The following is a 16,021-nucleotide window of genomic DNA, read 5'->3' on the forward strand; positions in this document are numbered from 1 at the left end:
GGTCATGCGCGTCCTGATTATTGAAGATGAAGAGAAAACCGCGGACTACCTGCACCGCGGCCTGACGGAGCAAGGCTACACCGTCGATGTGGCGCGCGAAGGCGTCGAGGGCTTGCACCTGGCGCTGGAGAACGATTACGCGGTGATCGTACTCGATGTGATGCTGCCCGGCCTCGACGGCTTTGGGGTGTTGCGCGCACTGCGGGCACGCAAGCAGACGCCGGTGATCATGCTCACTGCTCGCGAGCGTGTGGAAGACCGCATCCGTGGCTTGCGTGAAGGCGCCGATGATTATTTGGGCAAACCGTTTTCGTTCCTCGAACTGGTGGCGCGCCTGCAAGCGCTGACCCGCCGCAGTGGCGGGCATGAGCCGGTGCAAGTCACCGTGGCCGACCTGTGGATCGACCTGATCAGCCGCAAGGCCAGCCGCAACGGCCTGCGCCTGGACCTGACCGCCAAAGAGTTCTCGCTGCTCAGCGTATTGGCACGGCGCCAGGGTGAAATCCTGTCCAAGACCGCGATTGCGGAAATGGTCTGGGACATCAATTTCGACAGCGACGCCAATGTGGTGGAAGTGGCGATCAAGCGCCTGCGCGCCAAGCTCGACGGGCCGTTCGAACACAAGTTGCTGCACACCATTCGTGGCATGGGTTATGTGCTGGAGAGCAGAAGTGTCGGCTAACTCCATCGCCCTGCGCCTGAGCGGCATGTTCACGCTGGTGGCGCTGCTGATTTTCGTGTTGATCGGCGGCGCGCTGTACCAGCAAGTGGATCGCGGCCTGGGCTTGTTGCCGGGCGCCGAACTGGATGCGCGCTACAGCGTGCTGGAATCCTCGGTGAACCGCTTCGGCACACCGGACCACTGGGCAAAAATCACCGCCAAGTTGAAGTTGCTCGGCGAAGAAGACCCGCGCATCCGCTTCTGGGTGGTGAGCAGCGACCCGAGCTACGAATACGGCACCCCCGACGCGCAGATCCGCGCATTCGCCCAAGGGCCGACCGGCAAACGCGACTTGCGCCTGCCTGGGCATGAATACCCGTTCAAGGTGTTGCTCAGCCAGTTCGCGGCCAAGGATCAACGCCCGCCGCTGCGCTTTATGATCGCCATCGACACCGAGAACTTCCGCGCCACTCAGCACCATCTGTTGATGGCCTTGATCGGCCTGGCCTGTGTCGGTGTGGCGCTGGCGGCACTGTTGGGCTTTTGGGTCTCGCGTATCGGCCTCAAGCCGCTGGGCAAACTTTCGGATGAAGCGCAAAAACTCGCACCGCCCAAACTCTCCGGGCGCCTGCAGTTATCGCCCTTGCCGCCGGAGCTGAGCCAGTTCGTCAACTCATTCAACTCCACCCTGGATCGGGTCGAACAGGCGTATTCACGCCTGGAGTCGTTCAATGCCGATGTGGCCCACGAACTGCGCTCGCCGCTGACCAACCTGATCGGCCAGACCCAAGTGGCGCTCACCCGTGGTCGTTCGGCCGAGCATTACTTCGAGGTGCTGCAATCGAACCTCGAAGAGCTGGAACGCCTGCGCTCGATCATCAATGACATGCTGTTCCTGGCCAGCGCCGACCAGGGCAGCAAGGCCACCAAACTGATCGAAAGCTCCCTGGCCGATGAAGTCGCCACCACCCTCGACTACCTGGACTTCATCCTCGAGGACGCCCAAGTCAAAGTGCGCGTACACGGAGATGCCTTGGTGCACATCGAAAAAGCCCACCTGCGCCGCGCGCTGATCAACCTGCTGAGCAATGCGGTGCAGCACACTGCGCCGGGGCAGATCATCGAAGTGAGCATTGAAGTGCAGGAGCAGTGGGTGGCGATCGGGGTGACCAACCCCGGCGATGAGATCGCCCGTGAGCATTTGCCGCGCTTGTTTGAACGCTTCTACCGGGTGGACGCGTCGCGCAGTAACAGCGGCGCAAATCATGGGCTGGGGCTGGCGATCGTCAAAGCGATTGCATTGATGCACGGCGGTGATGTGTTTGTGCGCAGTGAGGGCGGTGGCAATACTTTTGGCATTACCTTGCCGGTCTGACTCACCAGAACACATCGATCCAGTGTGGGCCAGCTCCCACACAAGCCAGATCCCACAAAGCCAGCTTCCCCACTGGATCTCAAAGGTCTGACTGTTGCGGTTTGGGCAACAGTCATTATCTTGTTACACTCTATATCGCACCGCTCACCTGCGTTACTTTGACGCACCGATGAGCGCGACGGCAAGGCAGCTTCCCGCTCACCCGAATTTCCCTCGACTTATTTCCAGGGCTCTACACTGGGAATCTGTTTAAAGCCGCTGACTTCAGCGGCTTTTTTTTGCCGTAAAAAAAGGCCAGGCACACCCCCACGACATTGGCCGTTTTCGATTGACCAAAGGAGCTAAACCGGTGAAGAACTCGCTGACGTTCACCCCGTTATTCCTCGCGATTGCAGCAACGATCGTCCCCCTTGCCCACGCGGCAGACTCGCCCCCCGCTGACGGTTTCGTCGAAGGCTCAAGCCTGAAGATCAACACCCGCAACTACTACATGAACCGCGACCGCCGCGACACTCACACCGATGACAGCAAAGAATGGGGCCAGGGTTTCATCGGCACATTCGAATCCGGCTACACCCAAGGCACCGTCGGCTTTGGCCTGGACCTCAATGCCATGCTCGGCCTCAAGCTCGACGGCGGCGGTGGCACTGACGGTTCCAGCATCCTGCCTTACGGCAGCGGCAACGGCAAAGCGCCTGGCTCGTTCTCCACCGCGGGCGGCACTTTGAAAATGCGTGCCTTCGACACCGAACTCAAAGCCGGCGACCTGTTCCTCAACAACCCGGTGATCGCCGGCGGCATGACCCGCATGTTGCCGCAGACGTTCCGGGGTGTGAGCCTGGCCAACCACAGCTTCGACGGCTGGATGTTCGAAGGCGGCCAGGCCAGCTTTACCAAACTCTACAACCAGAGCGGCCACCGACGCATCGGCACCAGCTACGGCACCCTGCCCGCCAACGCCGACAGCCAACACCTGAACTGGGCCGGTGTGTCCTTCAGCGGCGTCCCGGGCCTGACCAGCAACCTGTACGCCTCCGAACTCAAGGATGTATGGCACCAGTACTACTACGACCTGGACTACACCTACGCGCTGAACGATCTTGTCAGCCTCAACCCAGGCCTGCACTACTACCACACCCAGGACACCGGCCAGTCGTTGCTCGGCAGCATCGACAACAACACTTACAGCCTGCATTTCACCGTAGGTGTTGGTCACCACAGCGTCACCGCCGCGTACCAGCGGGTCAACGGCAACACGCCGTTCGACTACATCACCCAGGGCGACAGCGTGTACCTGGACAATTCCCAGCAATACTCGGACTTCAACGGCCCCAACGAGCGCTCGTGGAAGCTCAAGTACGCCTACGACTTTGCAGGCCTCGGCATGCCCGGGCTGACGTCCGCAGTGTCGTATATCAGCGGCAAGACCGACCTGACCAAGGTCGACCCCAACAGCCGCGGCTACAGCGCCTGGTACAGCGCCGACGGCAAAGACGCCAAGCACTGGGAACGCGACATCGACGTGAAGTACGTGGTGCAAGGCGGCAAAGCCAAGGACCTGGCCGTGCGCCTGCAATGGGCAACCAATCGCGGTGGCAATGGCTACTCGGCGGTGGACCGGGATGTGGATGAATACCGCGTGATTGTGGATTACCCGATCAACGTGTTTTAGGCATAAATCTGCCAGACGATGAATAGCTGATGTGGGAGCTGGCTTGTGTGGGAGCTGGCTTGCCTGCGATAGCATCGCTGCGGTGTTATAGATGTACCGAGGTGTCTGCATCGCAGGCAAGCCAGCTCCCACCAAACCTGCGATTGCCTACTACGCTATTGGCATCCTCGAAGCAGAAGTACGCCCGATGAGCCCAAGTCTCTACCGACCCACCCCTCGCCCGGAACGCTTGCTGATCCTGGGCAGTTGCCTCACGGTCTTTGTGATCGTGGCGATCGTCACCGCGCTGCTGATTCGCGAACATGCCAACACCTTGCAGACCGCCAAGCGCACCGCCAATAACATCACCCAACTGATCGACGCCGATGTGCTGCGTAACGTCGAACTCTATGACATGGCCCTCAAGGGCCTGATCGCCGCCACCGAACGCAGCGACCTGCAGGGTGTGTCCGCCAGTATCCGCCATCTGGTGCTGTTCGATCGCTCTGCCGCTGCACCCTTCAAGGGCGACATTCTGTTGCTGGACCCCAGTGGTGAAGTGATAGCCGACTCCTCGCTGCTCACACCCAAGACCGGCAACTTCGCTGATCGCGATTATTTTCAGGCACACCGCAAAAACCCCGACCTGGGGCTGTATATCAGCCGCCCATTCCTGGCCCGTTGCGTGTGTGATGACCAGTGGCGCATCGCATTCAGCCGCCGCGTGTCATCGCCGGACGGGCGCTTCCTGGGCGTGGCGGTGGCCTCGATGCGCCTGTCGTACTTCCAACAGTTGTTCAGCGGCCTGAACATCGGAAGCAACGGCACCATCAACCTGATCAACCACCAAGGCATCCTGCTGGCGCAACAACCGCTGCTGGAAGTGGACATGATCGACAAGGACTTAAGCCAGCGGCCCAATGTCGCGCGCATGCTGCGTGAACGCGACGGCAGCTTTCGGGGCGTCTCCAGCGTCGACAACCAGCCACGGCTCTATAGTTTCTCGAATGTGGGCAGCTTGCCCTTAATTGTCGCGGTGGCGTTGTCCAGCGATGAAATCTTTGCCCCATGGCGGCGTGCCGCGTGGCTGGTCAGCATGGCCACAGGCGTGTTGTGCATCGGCCTGCTGTGGCTGACCTGGATGCTGAGCAAGGAACTGCGCCGCCGCCATCGTGCCGAACAAGTGCTGTCAGAACTGGCAGCCACCGACGCCCTCACCGGCCTTGCCAACCGCCGTACCCTGGACCAGCGCCTGCGCCTGGAATGGGACCGCGCACAACGCTCAACCGAGCCGCTGAGCCTGCTGATGATCGACGTGGATCACTTCAAGGCCTTCAACGACCTGCATGGCCATCACGGCGGCGATGAAGCATTGCGCGCGGTTGCCCAAGTGATCGAAGACAACATCCGCCGCCCGGCTGACCTGGCAGCGCGCTACGGTGGCGAAGAGTTTGCAGTGGTGCTGCCACATACCGACGCCAAGGGTGCCTGGTTGATTGCCGAACATATCCGCAGCAGCGTCGAGCATTTGCCACGGGTGGCCGGTGCCGACGGGCCTATTACAGTGAGTATCGGCATGAGCACCTGGCAAAAGCGCAGCCGCATGGCACTTGAGGACTTGCTGCTCAATGCTGATCAGGCGCTGTATGAGGCCAAGCACACCGGGCGCAACCGCATTGTGGAGGCTGCGGCCCGCTAGGTGATCGTTCCCACGCTCCGCGTGGGAATGCCTCTTCTGACGCTCTGCGTCAGGCTTCGGGACGCGGAGCGTCCAGGGCTGCATTCTCACGCGCGTGGGAACGATCGGCATAAAAAAAAGGCCACCCGAAGGTGGCCTTTCAAAACTAAAGAAAGAGAGTTGTTACTTACACCGCCGCAACGGGACGCATGTAAGAGATCGGTGCGGTGCTGGCATCTTCGAAGGTCACGACTTCCCAAGCGTCTGTCTGCTCAATCAACTTGCGCAGCAGCTGGTTGTTAAGGGCGTGGCCCGACTTGAAGCCTTTGAACTCGCCTATCAGGCTATTGCCCAGCAGGTAGAGGTCACCGATTGCATCGAGGATCTTGTGCTTCACGAATTCGTCTTCATAGCGAAGGCCGTCTTCGTTCAGTACACCATCCGCGTCGACCACAATGGCGTTTTCAACGCTGCCGCCGAGTGCGAGGTTGTGCTTGCGCAGGTACTCGATGTCACTCATGAAACCAAAGGTACGGGCGCGGCTGACTTCTTTTACGAACGAAGTGCTGGAAAAATCCACGCTTGCACTTTGGGTGCGGTCACGGAATACCGGGTGATCGAAATCGATCTCAAAGCTCACTTTAAAGCCTTCGAACGGGACGAAGGTGGCGCGCTTGTCGCCGTCTTCTACTGTCACTTCCCGCAGAATGCGAATGAACTTCTTGGCTGCGTCCTGTTCTTCCAGGCCGGCAGATTGAATCAAGAATACGAAGGGTCCAGCGCTGCCATCCATGATGGGGACTTCGGACGCGGAGAGCTCGACGTAGGCGTTATCGATGCCCAGGCCAGCCATGGCCGAGAGCAAGTGCTCCACCGTGTCCACTTTGACGTCACCGTTGACCAACGTGGTCGACATCGTGGTTTCGCCAACATTTTCCGCGCGAGCAGGAATCTGCACCACAGGGTCCAGGTCGGCACGAACAAACACGATGCCGGTGTCGACAGGTGCGGGCTTGAGGGTCAGGTATACCTTCTCCCCGGAGTGCAGACCTACACCTGTGGCACGGATAATATTCTTCAGGGTGCGTTGTTTAATCATGGCTTGGACCGCTTCAGCGCAAATTGCGAACTGGTATCAACAAAGGCTGGCGATAATAACAGACCAGACCTTTGCTGAACACCAATCACCTTCATAGCCCTGATACATTCCATTAATCGGCCTGACGACGCAAGAATGCCGGGATGTCCAGGTAGTCCAGGTCATCTTGCGGATTCGGGCTACGGGACGCCGCAGCACCGGCCTGAGCCTGGTTGCGCATCACGGTCGGACGGTCCAGGTCACGATAGTTCACAGACGGCAGTTCCTGGCGCGCAGGCGCTGGAGCGGCAGCTTGCTGGCTGGCGTGGCTGTTGTGGCCGGTGTGAACGGTATTGTCGATGACCTTTACAGGCTTCTCGATTTTTGCGCCCAGGCCGGTGGCAACCACGGTCACGTGCAGTTCGTCGCGCATGTCCGGGTCGATAACGGTACCGACTTTGACCATCGCGTGCTCGGAAGCGAAGGCTTCGATGATGCTACCCACGTCGGAGTACTCACCCAGGGACAGGTCAGGGCCGGCGGTGATGTTCACCAGGATGCCGCGTGCACCTTGCAGGTTCACGTCTTCGAGCAACGGGTTGCGGATCGCCGCTTCAGTGGCTTCACGTGCACGGTTCGGACCGCTGGCGCAGCCAGTGCCCATCATCGCCATGCCCATTTCGCTCATCACGGTACGCACGTCGGCAAAGTCGACGTTGATCATGCCTGGGCGCTTGATGATGTCGGAGATACCGCGAACGGCACCGGCCAGTACATCGTCAGCCTTGGCGAATGCGGACAGCAGGCTTGCGTCCTTGCCCAGGATGGTCAGCAGCTTCTCGTTGGGGATGGTGATCAACGAGTCGACGCTTTCAGACAGCAGACGGATACCTTCGTCGGCGATCTGCATGCGCTTGCGACCTTCGAACGGGAACGGACGCGTCACGACAGCAACGGTCAGAATCCCCATTTCCTTGGCCACTTCGGCAATGATCGGAGCAGCACCGGTACCGGTACCGCCGCCCATGCCGGTGGTGATGAACACCATGTTGGTGCCTTGCAGCACTTCAGCAATACGCTCGCGGTCTTCCAGCGCGGCTTGACGGCCGACTTCCGGGTTGGCGCCAGCGCCGAGGCCCTTGGTCACGGCTGTGCCCAATTGCAGGATGGTCCGCGCGCCGATGCTTTTCAGCGCTTGGGCATCAGTGTTGGCGCAGATGAATTCAACGCCTTCAATGTTGCTCTTGACCATGTGATTGACAGCGTTGCCGCCGCCACCGCCAACACCGATTACTTTGATAACCGGGCTTGCGGGGATGTTGTCTACGAGTTCGAACATGTTCCCTCTCCTTTCGTTTTCTCTAGTTTTTTCGCCTACTACTTACTGCGGTGTTGCGGTAAATCTTTAGAAATTGCCTTTTACCCAAGCCTGCAACCGCTCGAACAACGGCGCTTTGGCTTCATCGTCGCCGCCACGGTAGCTGTCACGGATGCTCGGGCCCGACAGGGAAATGCCGTCGGTCTGCTTTTGCAGCCCGTACAACAGCAAGCCCACGCCGGTGGAATAAATCGGGTTGCGCACTACGTCGCCCAGGCCTTTGACGCCATGGGGCACGCCCAGGCGCACTGGCATATGGAAGATTTCCTCGGCCAGTTCGACCGCGCCTTCCATCTTCGAGGTGCCACCGGTCAGCACGATGCCGGCCGGGATCAAATCTTCGTAGCCGCTGCGGCGCAGTTCAGCCTGGATCAGGGTGAACAGCTCGTCGTAGCGTGGTTCGACCACTTCGGCCAGGGCCTGGCGCGACAGTTCGCGCGGTGGACGGTCGCCCACGCTCGGCACCTTGATGGTTTCACCGGCACCAGCCAGTTTGGCCAGGGCGCAGGCGTAGCGGATCTTGATTTCTTCGGCGTACTGGGTCGGTGTACGCAGCGCCATGGCGATGTCGTTGGTGACCTGGTCGCCCGCAATCGGGATCACGGCGGTGTGACGGATCGCACCTTCGGTGAAGATCGCGATGTCGGTGGTGCCACCGCCGATGTCGACCAGGCACACGCCCAGCTCTTTTTCGTCGTCGGTGAGTACTGAGTAGGCCGAGGCCAACTGCTCAAGAATGATGTCGTCGATTTCCAGGCCGCAGCGGCGCACGCATTTTTCAATGTTCTGTGCGGCGTTGACGGCACAGGTCACCACGTGAACCTTGGCTTCCAGGCGCACGCCCGACATGCCCAGCGGCTCACGCACGCCTTCCTGGTTATCGATCACGTAGTCCTGCGGCAAGGTGTGCAGCACGCGCTGGTCAGCCGGGATCGCCACGGCCTGGGCGGCGTCGAGTACGCGTTCAAGGTCGGCCGAGCTGACTTCACGATCACGGATCGCCACGATACCGTGGGAGTTCAGGCTACGGATATGGTTGCCGGCCACGCCGACGAACGCCGAGTGAATCCGGCAACCGGCCATCAGCTGCGCTTCTTCAATGGCGCGCTGGATCGACTGCACGGTGGACTCGATGTTCACCACCACGCCCTTCTTCAGGCCCCGGGACGGATGCGTGCCGATACCGACGATTTCGATCACACCGTCTTCCCCGACCTCGCCGACCAGCGCCACCACCTTGGAGGTGCCGATATCGAGACCGACGATCATTTTTCCGCTTTGCACGTTTGCCATGGGTCCTGCCTCTTCTTAATTCTTCGCGACAGCGGGTTTGGCTGTCGTCGGCGCAGCTGGTTCACGCCAGCCGACGGCCAGGCCGTTGGCGTAACGCAGGTCGACGCTCGCAATGTTCGTAATCTGTTCTTTCAAGGTCTTGTCATAGATGGCAATAAAGCGGCGCATCTTTTCCACCAAGCGGTCGCGTCCCAGCAACAACTCGATGCCCGGGCCGGAACTGCCTGCCCCGGTGGTCAAAAACCAGCTGCCCCGCTCACGCAATTCCAGGCGTGCGATGGAGAAACCCAGTGGCCGCAGCATCTGGCTCAGCGCCTGGTACTGCTGCATCACTTGCTGCTGCGCCCGCTGTGGCCCGAACAACTGCGGCAGGTGCTCATAGTTGGCCACCTCACGCGGCGCGAACGCCTGGCCCTGGTTGTTCAACAGTGCGCCATCGCCCCAACGGGCCACGGGCAGTTGTTCTTCCAGACGAATCGTCACCTGGTCCGGCCATACACGGCGGACTTCGGCGTGAGCGATCCACGGCATCTGTTCCAGTTCTGCGCGCATACCGGCCAGGTCGATGGTAAAGAAGCTCGCCGCCAGGTACGGGCCGATGCGCTGCTGTACCGCTTGCTGGCTGATGTAGCTCAAGTCGCCCTGTACGCTGATCTTGGTGATCGGCCGGTCGGCATACGGCAACAGGCGTTGTGCGCCCTCGTAAGTACCGAAGCCCAACGCCACCAGCAACACCGGCCAGAACAGCGCTTTAAGAAAACCAAAGTTGGCTTTCGGCAGGCGCGCCGACATCGGCTCTTTAGCCACCATTCGGCTGGCACCTCGAGGCACCGGCTTGCGGCTGGGCACTGGAGGTTGCTGATGACGAAGCGATGCGCCGTTCATGGGGTTAGCCTCTTGGCTCAATGCTTGCGGCCAGGATCGCCAGCACCAACTGCTGGAAATCCAGACCGGCAGCACGGGCTGCCATAGGTACCAGGCTGTGGTCGGTCATGCCGGGAGCGGTGTTGACTTCAAGGAACCAGAAATTCCCTTGGTCATCCTGCATCACGTCTGCCCGCGCCCAACCGGCGATACCCAGTGCCTCACAGGCTTTCGCCGTGAGGTCCATCAATTCCTGTTCCTTGGTTGCGTCGAGGCCACACGGGATCCGGTACTGAGTATCGGAAGCCACGTACTTGGCGTCGTAGTCGTAAAAGGTGTGGGGCGTGCCCAATGCGATAGGCGGCAATACCTGGCCACGCAGGGTGGCGATGGTGTACTCGGGACCCTGGATCCACTGTTCCACCAACACTTGCGAATCGTAGGTACTTGCCGCTTTCCATGCGTCGATCAATTCGGCGGCCGAGTTCACTTTGGCCATGCCGATACTGGAGCCTTCATGGGCAGGTTTGACGATCAAAGGCAGGCCCAGTTCCTTGGCTGCAGAAATACAATCGTCTTCGCTGCACAGCACGCTGTGACGTGGGGTTGGAATACCCAGGCTGTGCCACACCTGCTTGGTGCGCAACTTGTCCATGGCCAGTGCCGAAGCGAGGATTCCGCTGCCGGTGTAAGGGATGCCAGCGCACTCGAGCAAGCCTTGCATGCTGCCGTCTTCACCGCCACGGCCGTGCAGAATGATGAAGGCACGGTCGATCTTCTCGGCCTGCAAGCGGGCAAGGAAATCATCGCCCACATCGATACCGAATGCGTTTACGCCGGCGCTTTGCAGCGCTTCCAGTACGGCATTGCCGGACTTGAGCGAGACTTCGCGCTCAGCGCTCTTGCCGCCGAACAATACCGCTACGCGGCCGAAGTCGGCAGGCGTTATGGTCGAGAACAGAGTGTCGTAATGCGTGATCATTTCGACTTCCCCTTTGCAGCCGCAAACAGCGGGCTGGCGAGCAGCTTGGGCGCAAGGCCACCGATATCACCGGCGCCCTGGCACAGCAGGATGTCACCGGCACGCAGCAGCGGCTTGACGATCGGCGCCAGGTCCACACCGCGCTCGATGTAGATCGGGTCCAACTGGCCACGCTGACGGATGCTGTTGCACAGCTTGCGGCTGTCGGCGCCCGGAATCGGCTCTTCACCGGCCGGGTAGACTTCCATCAGCAGCAGCACGTTGGCATCGGCCAATACATTCACAAAGTCGTCGTACAGGTCGCGGGTGCGGCTGTAGCGATGCGGCTGGTAAACCATCACCAGACGGCGCTCCGGCCAGCCACCGCGCACGGCTTTAATAACGGCTGCAACTTCAGTTGGGTGGTGACCGTAGTCGTCCACCAGCATCACGTCGCCGCCTTCTACCGGCAGTTGACCGTAGACCTGGAAGCGCCGGCCGACACCGGCAAAGCGCGACAGGCCTTCGACGATGGCTTCATCGCTGACGCCTTCATCGGAAGCAATGCAAATGGTCGCCAGCGAGTTCAATACGTTGTGGTTGCCCGGCATGTTCACCGATACGTCCAACGGCTCGCGGTCAGGGCGCAGCACGGTGAAGAAGGTTTGCATGCCTTCCTGGCGCACATTGATCGCGCGCACGTCGGCGTCTTCGCTGAAGCCGTAGGTCACGGTTGGGCGTTTGACCGATGGCAGGATCTCACGCACCACCGGATCGTCCAGGCACACCACGGCCAAACCGTAGAACGGCAAGTTGTGCAGGAACTCGACGAAGGTTTTCTTCAACTTGTTGAAGTCACCGTCGTAGGTGGCCATGTGGTCTTCGTCGATGTTGGTCACCACAGCGACCAGCGGCTGCAGGTGCAGGAAGCTCGCATCACTTTCATCGGCTTCGGCGATCAGGTAACGGCTGGTGCCGAGCTGGGCATTGGTGCCGGCTGCATTCAGGCGGCCACCAATCACGAAGGTCGGGTCCAGGCCACCGGCGGCGAACACCGAGGCGATCAGGCTGGTGGTGGTGGTTTTGCCGTGCGTACCAGCCACGGCGATACCGTGGCGATAGCGCATCAGCTCGGCCAGCATCTCGGCGCGTGGCACCACTGGAATACGGCGCTCAAGGGCGGTGGCCACTTCCGGGTTGGAGGTGTTCACGGCGCTGGATACTACCAGCACGTCAGCCTCGGCGGCGTTCTCGGCGCGGTGGCCGATAAAGATCTGTGCGCCGAAGGTTTTCAGGCGATCGGTCACCGGCGACTCTTTCAAGTCCGAGCCGGATACCTGATAACCCAGGTTCAGCAGTACTTCGGCAATCCCGCACATGCCCACGCCGCCGATGCCGACGAAGTGGATACGACGGATGCGGCGCATTTCGGGCTGCGGCATGGCTTTCTGATTCTCAACCATGGGCCACCTCCAGGCAGATATCGACCACGGTGCGGGTTGCGTCAGGTTTAGCCAGGCGGCTTGCGGTGCTCGCCATGCTGTTGAGTCGTTCCGGTTGCATCAAAACCTCGGTCAGGCGTGCGGCCAAATCGGCGGCGCCAGTCGTTCTTTGCGGCAGCAGGAAGGCAGCGCCCTCCCCGGCCAAATATTCGGCGTTGCGGGTCTGGTGATCGTCGATGGCGTGGGGCAAAGGCACCAGCAAGGACGGCAGACCGGCGGCGGCCAGTTCACTGACGGTCAGCGCACCAGCGCGACAGACCACCAGGTCGGCCCAGCCATAGGCATGGGCCATGTCTTTGATGAAAGGCTGTACGTTCGCCTCGACACCGGCCTCGCGATAGCGGGCAGCGGTGATTTCATCGTGGTTTTTACCGGCCTGGTGGAACACTTCGGGACGCAGGTCCACGGGCAGCAGCGCCAAGGCTTCGGGCAGCAATTTGTTCAACGGCTCCGCGCCCAGGCTTCCGCCCAGGATCAGCAAGTGTGGCTTACGGCCCTCCAGCGCCTGACGGGCAATGGCCATGAACAGTTCGGTGCGCACCGGGTTGCCGGTGGTACGCAACTTGTCCGAGGCGCCAAAAGTCTTCGGGAACGCCTCGCACACTCGGCTGGCCAACGGCACCAACAGGCGGTTGGCAGTGCCGGCAACGGCGTTCTGTTCGTGCACGATCACCGGTACGCCGGCGAGCTTGGCGGCAACACCACCAGGGCCAGTCACATAACCACCAAAGCCCAGCACGCACACCGGCTTCAACTCACGAATCACTTTGCGCGCCTGCCACACCGCCTTGAGCAACACGAACGGCGCCTTGAGCAGGGACAACTTGCCCTTGCCACGCAAGCCGGTGACGTTGATCAAGTGCAGCGGCAAGCCGGCATTCGGGACCAATTCGTTTTCGATGCCACGTGGCGTACCGAGCCAATGCACGGTGTAGCCACGGTTCTGGAATTCGCGCGCGCAAGCCAGGGCCGGGAACACATGGCCCCCGGTGCCGCCTGCCATGATCAGCACATTAGCGCCCATGGTCCGGCTCCTCGGCAAAATCGCTCTCGCTGAATTCCATCTCTTCGCTGCCCAGGTGGGTGCGACTCTCCCACTCGATGCGCAGCAGCAAGCCCAGGCACACGCAGCAGATAACCAACGAGCTGCCGCCGTAGCTGAGAAACGGCAGGGTCAAACCCTTGGTCGGCAAGCGACCGATGTTTACCCCGATGTTGATCAGCACCTGACCAATCCACAAAAACGCCAAGCCGTAGGCGACATAAGCTGCGAAAAACTGCTTGGCTTTCTCGGCCCAAAGACCGATGTAAAGCGCCCGTACGCAGACGAACATGAACAGTGCAACGGTGCACAGGGAACCCACGGCACCGAGTTCTTCGGCCAGCACGGAGAACACGAAGTCGGTATGCGCTTCCGGCAGGTAAAACTGCTTCTGCACGCTATTGCCCAGCCCAACACCCAGCCATCCGCCGCGACCAAAGGCGATCAGCGCCTGGGTCAACTGGTAGCCGGAGCCGAACTGATCGGACCAGGGGTCGGTAAAGGTAATCAGGCGCGCCATACGGTACGGTTGTGCTTCCACCAGCAGGTAAACCGCGACCACCGCCAGCACCACCATCATGGCGAACCGGAACAAGCCCACACCGCCGAGAAACAGCATCGCCGCCGCCGCGCCCATCATTACGACGGTGGCACCGAAGTCGGGCTCCATCAGCAACAGGCCAGCCATGGGCAGCAGCACGATGAACGGCTTGAAGAAGCCCATCCAGCTTTCGCGTACTTCTTTCTGGCGACGGACCAGGTAACCGGCGAGGTAGATCACCACGAACACCTTGGCGATTTCCGACGGCTGCACGTTAAACGCGCCGAAGCCGATCCAGCGCATCGAACCGTTCACCTCACGGCCGATGCCGGGCAGGATCACCATGATCAACAAACCAAACGCGCCGATCAGCATCAGCCAACCCAGGCGCTGCCAGGTAGCGATAGGGATCATCATGGTGACGATGCAGGCGCCGAGACCGATCACCAGGTACACCAGGTGACGGATCATCATGTACAGGGTGTTGCCCGACTGCACTGCGGCCACTTCCGAGGACGCCGAAGTGATCATGACCAACCCCAGGCCCAGCAGCGCCAGGCAGCCGGCGAGCATTGGGAAGTCGAGGTCGATACCGCGACCTGTGATGATCGGCGACGGGTACGGCTTGATAATATTTCTGAAATTCATGCCAAGGCCTCCACGGCGCGAGCGAACAGCTGGCCGCGCTCTTCGTAGTTCTTGAACATGTCGAAACTGGCGCACGCCGGCGACAGCAACACCGCATCCCCCGGCTGGGCCAGGGCCTTGCATTGAGCAATCGCATCGTCCAGCGAGGTTGCGCGTACCTGCGGTACTGCGTCGCCCAACGCGGCGGCGATCAAGTCCGCGTCACGGCCGATCAGCACCACGGCGCGGCAATGTGCAGCCACCGGGCCTTTAAGGTCTTTGAAGTCGGCACCCTTGCCGTCGCCACCGGCGATCAGCACAAGCTTGCCGTCGATATCAGCGCCGAGCCCTTCGATGGCAGCCAGTGCGGCACCCACGTTGGTGGCCTTGGAATCGTTGTAGTAGCTCACGCCATTGAGGTCGCGTACCCACTGGCAGCGATGCTCGAGGCCGCCGAAGGTGCGCAGGCTCGACAGCATCGCATCAAATGGCAGGCCGACGGCGTGACCCAACGCCAGGGCCGCCAATGCATTGGATTGGTTGTGCGCGCCATGGATTTTCAATTCACGTACCGGCATCAGGTTCTGGAATTCGAAGGCCAGGTATTTCTCGCCGTTCTCTTCGCGAATGCCGAAGGCTTTGAAATCCGGCTTGCCCAGGCCAAAGGTCCAGCAGGGCATGCCTTCGCCCATCAGCGGACGGCTCAGGGCATCCTGGCGGTTGACCACAAATTGCCTGGCACCACGGAAAATCCGGTGCTTGGCCAGGTGGTACGCCGGCAGGCCGCTGTAGCGGTCCATGTGGTCTTCACTCACGTTCAACACGGTGGCGACTTCAGCCCCCAGATCGTGGGTGGTTTCGAGCTGGAAGCTCGACAGTTCCATCACGTACAACTCGATGTCGTCGCTGAGCAGGTCCAGCGCTGGCGTGCCGAGGTTACCGCCCACGGCCACGCGCTTGCCGGCCGCAGCCGCCATCTCGCCGACCAGGGTGGTCACGGTGCTTTTCGCGTTGGAGCCGCTGATGGCCACGATCGGTGCCTTCGCATAGCGCGCAAACAGGTCGATGTCGCCGGACAGCTTCACGCCACGCGCCGCTGCCGCTTGCAGGGCCGGTGTCGCCAGGGCCAGGCCGGGGCTCACGTAGAGCTCGTCGGCACGGCACAGAAACTCGACATCCAGCTCGCCACAACGCACTTCCACGTGCGGGTAGTCACGGCGCAGCGTGACCAGCTCCGGTGGATTTTCCCGCGTATCGGCCACGGCAAACGACGTGCCCCGGTTCGCCAGGAAGCGAACCAGGGACATGCCGCTCTTGCCGAGGCCGACAACGATGCGGAAGTGGTCTGAAGCGATCAGGGACACTCGTTT

At 60.9% G+C, this 16,021-nt stretch carries 13 protein-coding genes; 4 read left to right on the forward strand and 9 right to left on the reverse strand.

Annotated elements, in window-relative coordinates; translation table 11 throughout:
* Positions 1–4: 4 nt before the first annotated feature.
* The 4 genes from HX790_RS05945 (at position 5) to HX790_RS05960 (ending at position 5,386) form a co-directional block, all read left to right on the forward strand.
* A complete protein-coding gene (locus HX790_RS05945; RefSeq protein ID WP_017138176.1) occupies positions 5–682 on the forward strand; it encodes a heavy metal response regulator transcription factor in 678 nt (225 codons plus the stop codon).
* Positions 672–2,036 (forward strand): heavy metal sensor histidine kinase, encoded by a 1,365-nt coding sequence (locus HX790_RS05950; protein WP_017138177.1) that lies wholly within the window; start codon positions 672–674, stop codon positions 2,034–2,036. Before HX790_RS05945 ends, HX790_RS05950 begins: the two co-directional genes overlap by 11 nt.
* 349 nt (positions 2,037–2,385) lie before the next feature.
* Positions 2,386–3,708, forward strand: a complete 1,323-nt coding sequence (locus HX790_RS05955) for an OprD family porin (RefSeq protein ID WP_176991343.1) — start codon at positions 2,386–2,388, stop codon at positions 3,706–3,708.
* A gap of 187 nt (positions 3,709–3,895) precedes the next feature.
* Positions 3,896–5,386, forward strand: coding sequence for a diguanylate cyclase (locus HX790_RS05960; RefSeq protein ID WP_138454130.1), 1,491 nt, complete (start codon positions 3,896–3,898; stop codon positions 5,384–5,386).
* Positions 5,387–5,552: 166 nt separating this feature from the next.
* On the opposite strand, the gene lpxC is transcribed toward HX790_RS05960, so the two are convergent.
* The 9 genes from lpxC to murD all read right to left on the reverse strand — a co-directional run bounded on the left by lpxC (position 5,553) and on the right by murD (position 16,015).
* Positions 5,553–6,464 (reverse strand): UDP-3-O-acyl-N-acetylglucosamine deacetylase, encoded by a 912-nt coding sequence (gene lpxC / locus HX790_RS05965; RefSeq protein WP_003171886.1) that lies wholly within the window; start codon positions 6,462–6,464, stop codon positions 5,553–5,555.
* A gap of 112 nt (positions 6,465–6,576) precedes the next feature.
* The gene (gene ftsZ / locus HX790_RS05970; RefSeq protein WP_017138180.1) at positions 6,577–7,782 is read right to left on the reverse strand and encodes a cell division protein FtsZ; all 1,206 of its coding nucleotides are present in this window, start codon (positions 7,780–7,782) and stop codon (positions 6,577–6,579) included.
* A gap of 66 nt (positions 7,783–7,848) precedes the next feature.
* Complete coding sequence (ftsA, locus tag HX790_RS05975; protein ID WP_017138181.1) at positions 7,849–9,114, reverse strand: cell division protein FtsA; 1,266 nt, start codon at positions 9,112–9,114, stop codon at positions 7,849–7,851.
* Between the two features lie 15 nt (positions 9,115–9,129).
* Positions 9,130–9,999, reverse strand: a complete 870-nt coding sequence (locus HX790_RS05980; RefSeq protein WP_017138182.1) for a cell division protein FtsQ/DivIB — start codon at positions 9,997–9,999, stop codon at positions 9,130–9,132.
* Between the two features lie 4 nt (positions 10,000–10,003).
* Positions 10,004–10,960: a D-alanine--D-alanine ligase gene (locus HX790_RS05985; protein WP_017138183.1), complete on the reverse strand. Its 957-nt coding sequence runs from the start codon at positions 10,958–10,960 to the stop codon at positions 10,004–10,006.
* On the reverse strand, positions 10,957–12,402 hold the full coding sequence (gene murC, locus HX790_RS05990) for a UDP-N-acetylmuramate--L-alanine ligase (RefSeq protein WP_017138184.1): 1,446 nt from the start codon (positions 12,400–12,402) through the stop codon (positions 10,957–10,959). The genes HX790_RS05985 and murC overlap by 4 nt, the downstream gene beginning before the upstream one ends.
* Entirely contained in the window at positions 12,395–13,465 is a 1,071-nt protein-coding gene (gene murG, locus HX790_RS05995) for an undecaprenyldiphospho-muramoylpentapeptide beta-N-acetylglucosaminyltransferase (protein ID WP_017138185.1), read from the reverse strand. Before murG ends, murC begins: the two co-directional genes overlap by 8 nt.
* The gene (gene ftsW, locus HX790_RS06000) at positions 13,455–14,672 is read right to left on the reverse strand and encodes a putative lipid II flippase FtsW (RefSeq protein ID WP_020372698.1); all 1,218 of its coding nucleotides are present in this window, start codon (positions 14,670–14,672) and stop codon (positions 13,455–13,457) included. The genes murG and ftsW overlap by 11 nt, the downstream gene beginning before the upstream one ends.
* On the reverse strand, positions 14,669–16,015 hold the full coding sequence (gene murD, locus HX790_RS06005; RefSeq protein ID WP_176991344.1) for a UDP-N-acetylmuramoyl-L-alanine--D-glutamate ligase: 1,347 nt from the start codon (positions 16,013–16,015) through the stop codon (positions 14,669–14,671). The genes ftsW and murD overlap by 4 nt, the downstream gene beginning before the upstream one ends.
* Between the last annotated feature and the right edge of the window lie 6 nt (positions 16,016–16,021).

The sequence above is a fragment of the Pseudomonas sp. IPO3747 genome (assembly GCF_013385245.1).
GTDB classification, from domain to species: Bacteria; Pseudomonadota; Gammaproteobacteria; order Pseudomonadales; family Pseudomonadaceae; genus Aquipseudomonas; species Aquipseudomonas edaphica.

Coding starts and splice junctions, on each gene's coding strand:
- HX790_RS05945 (WP_017138176.1), top strand. CDS start 5: ATGCGCGTCCTGATTATTGAAGATGAAGAGAAAACCGCGGACTACCTG.
- HX790_RS05960 (WP_138454130.1), top strand. CDS start 3,896: ATGAGCCCAAGTCTCTACCGACCCACCCCTCGCCCGGAACGCTTGCTG.
- lpxC (WP_003171886.1), bottom strand. CDS start 6,464: ATGATTAAACAACGCACCCTGAAGAATATTATCCGTGCCACAGGTGTA.
- ftsZ (WP_017138180.1), bottom strand. CDS start 7,782: ATGTTCGAACTCGTAGACAACATCCCCGCAAGCCCGGTTATCAAAGTA.
- ftsA (WP_017138181.1), bottom strand. CDS start 9,114: ATGGCAAACGTGCAAAGCGGAAAAATGATCGTCGGTCTCGATATCGGC.
- HX790_RS05980 (WP_017138182.1), bottom strand. CDS start 9,999: ATGAACGGCGCATCGCTTCGTCATCAGCAACCTCCAGTGCCCAGCCGC.
- HX790_RS05985 (WP_017138183.1), bottom strand. CDS start 10,960: ATGATCACGCATTACGACACTCTGTTCTCGACCATAACGCCTGCCGAC.
- murC (WP_017138184.1), bottom strand. CDS start 12,402: ATGGTTGAGAATCAGAAAGCCATGCCGCAGCCCGAAATGCGCCGCATC.
- murG (WP_017138185.1), bottom strand. CDS start 13,465: ATGGGCGCTAATGTGCTGATCATGGCAGGCGGCACCGGGGGCCATGTG.
- ftsW (WP_020372698.1), bottom strand. CDS start 14,672: ATGAATTTCAGAAATATTATCAAGCCGTACCCGTCGCCGATCATCACA.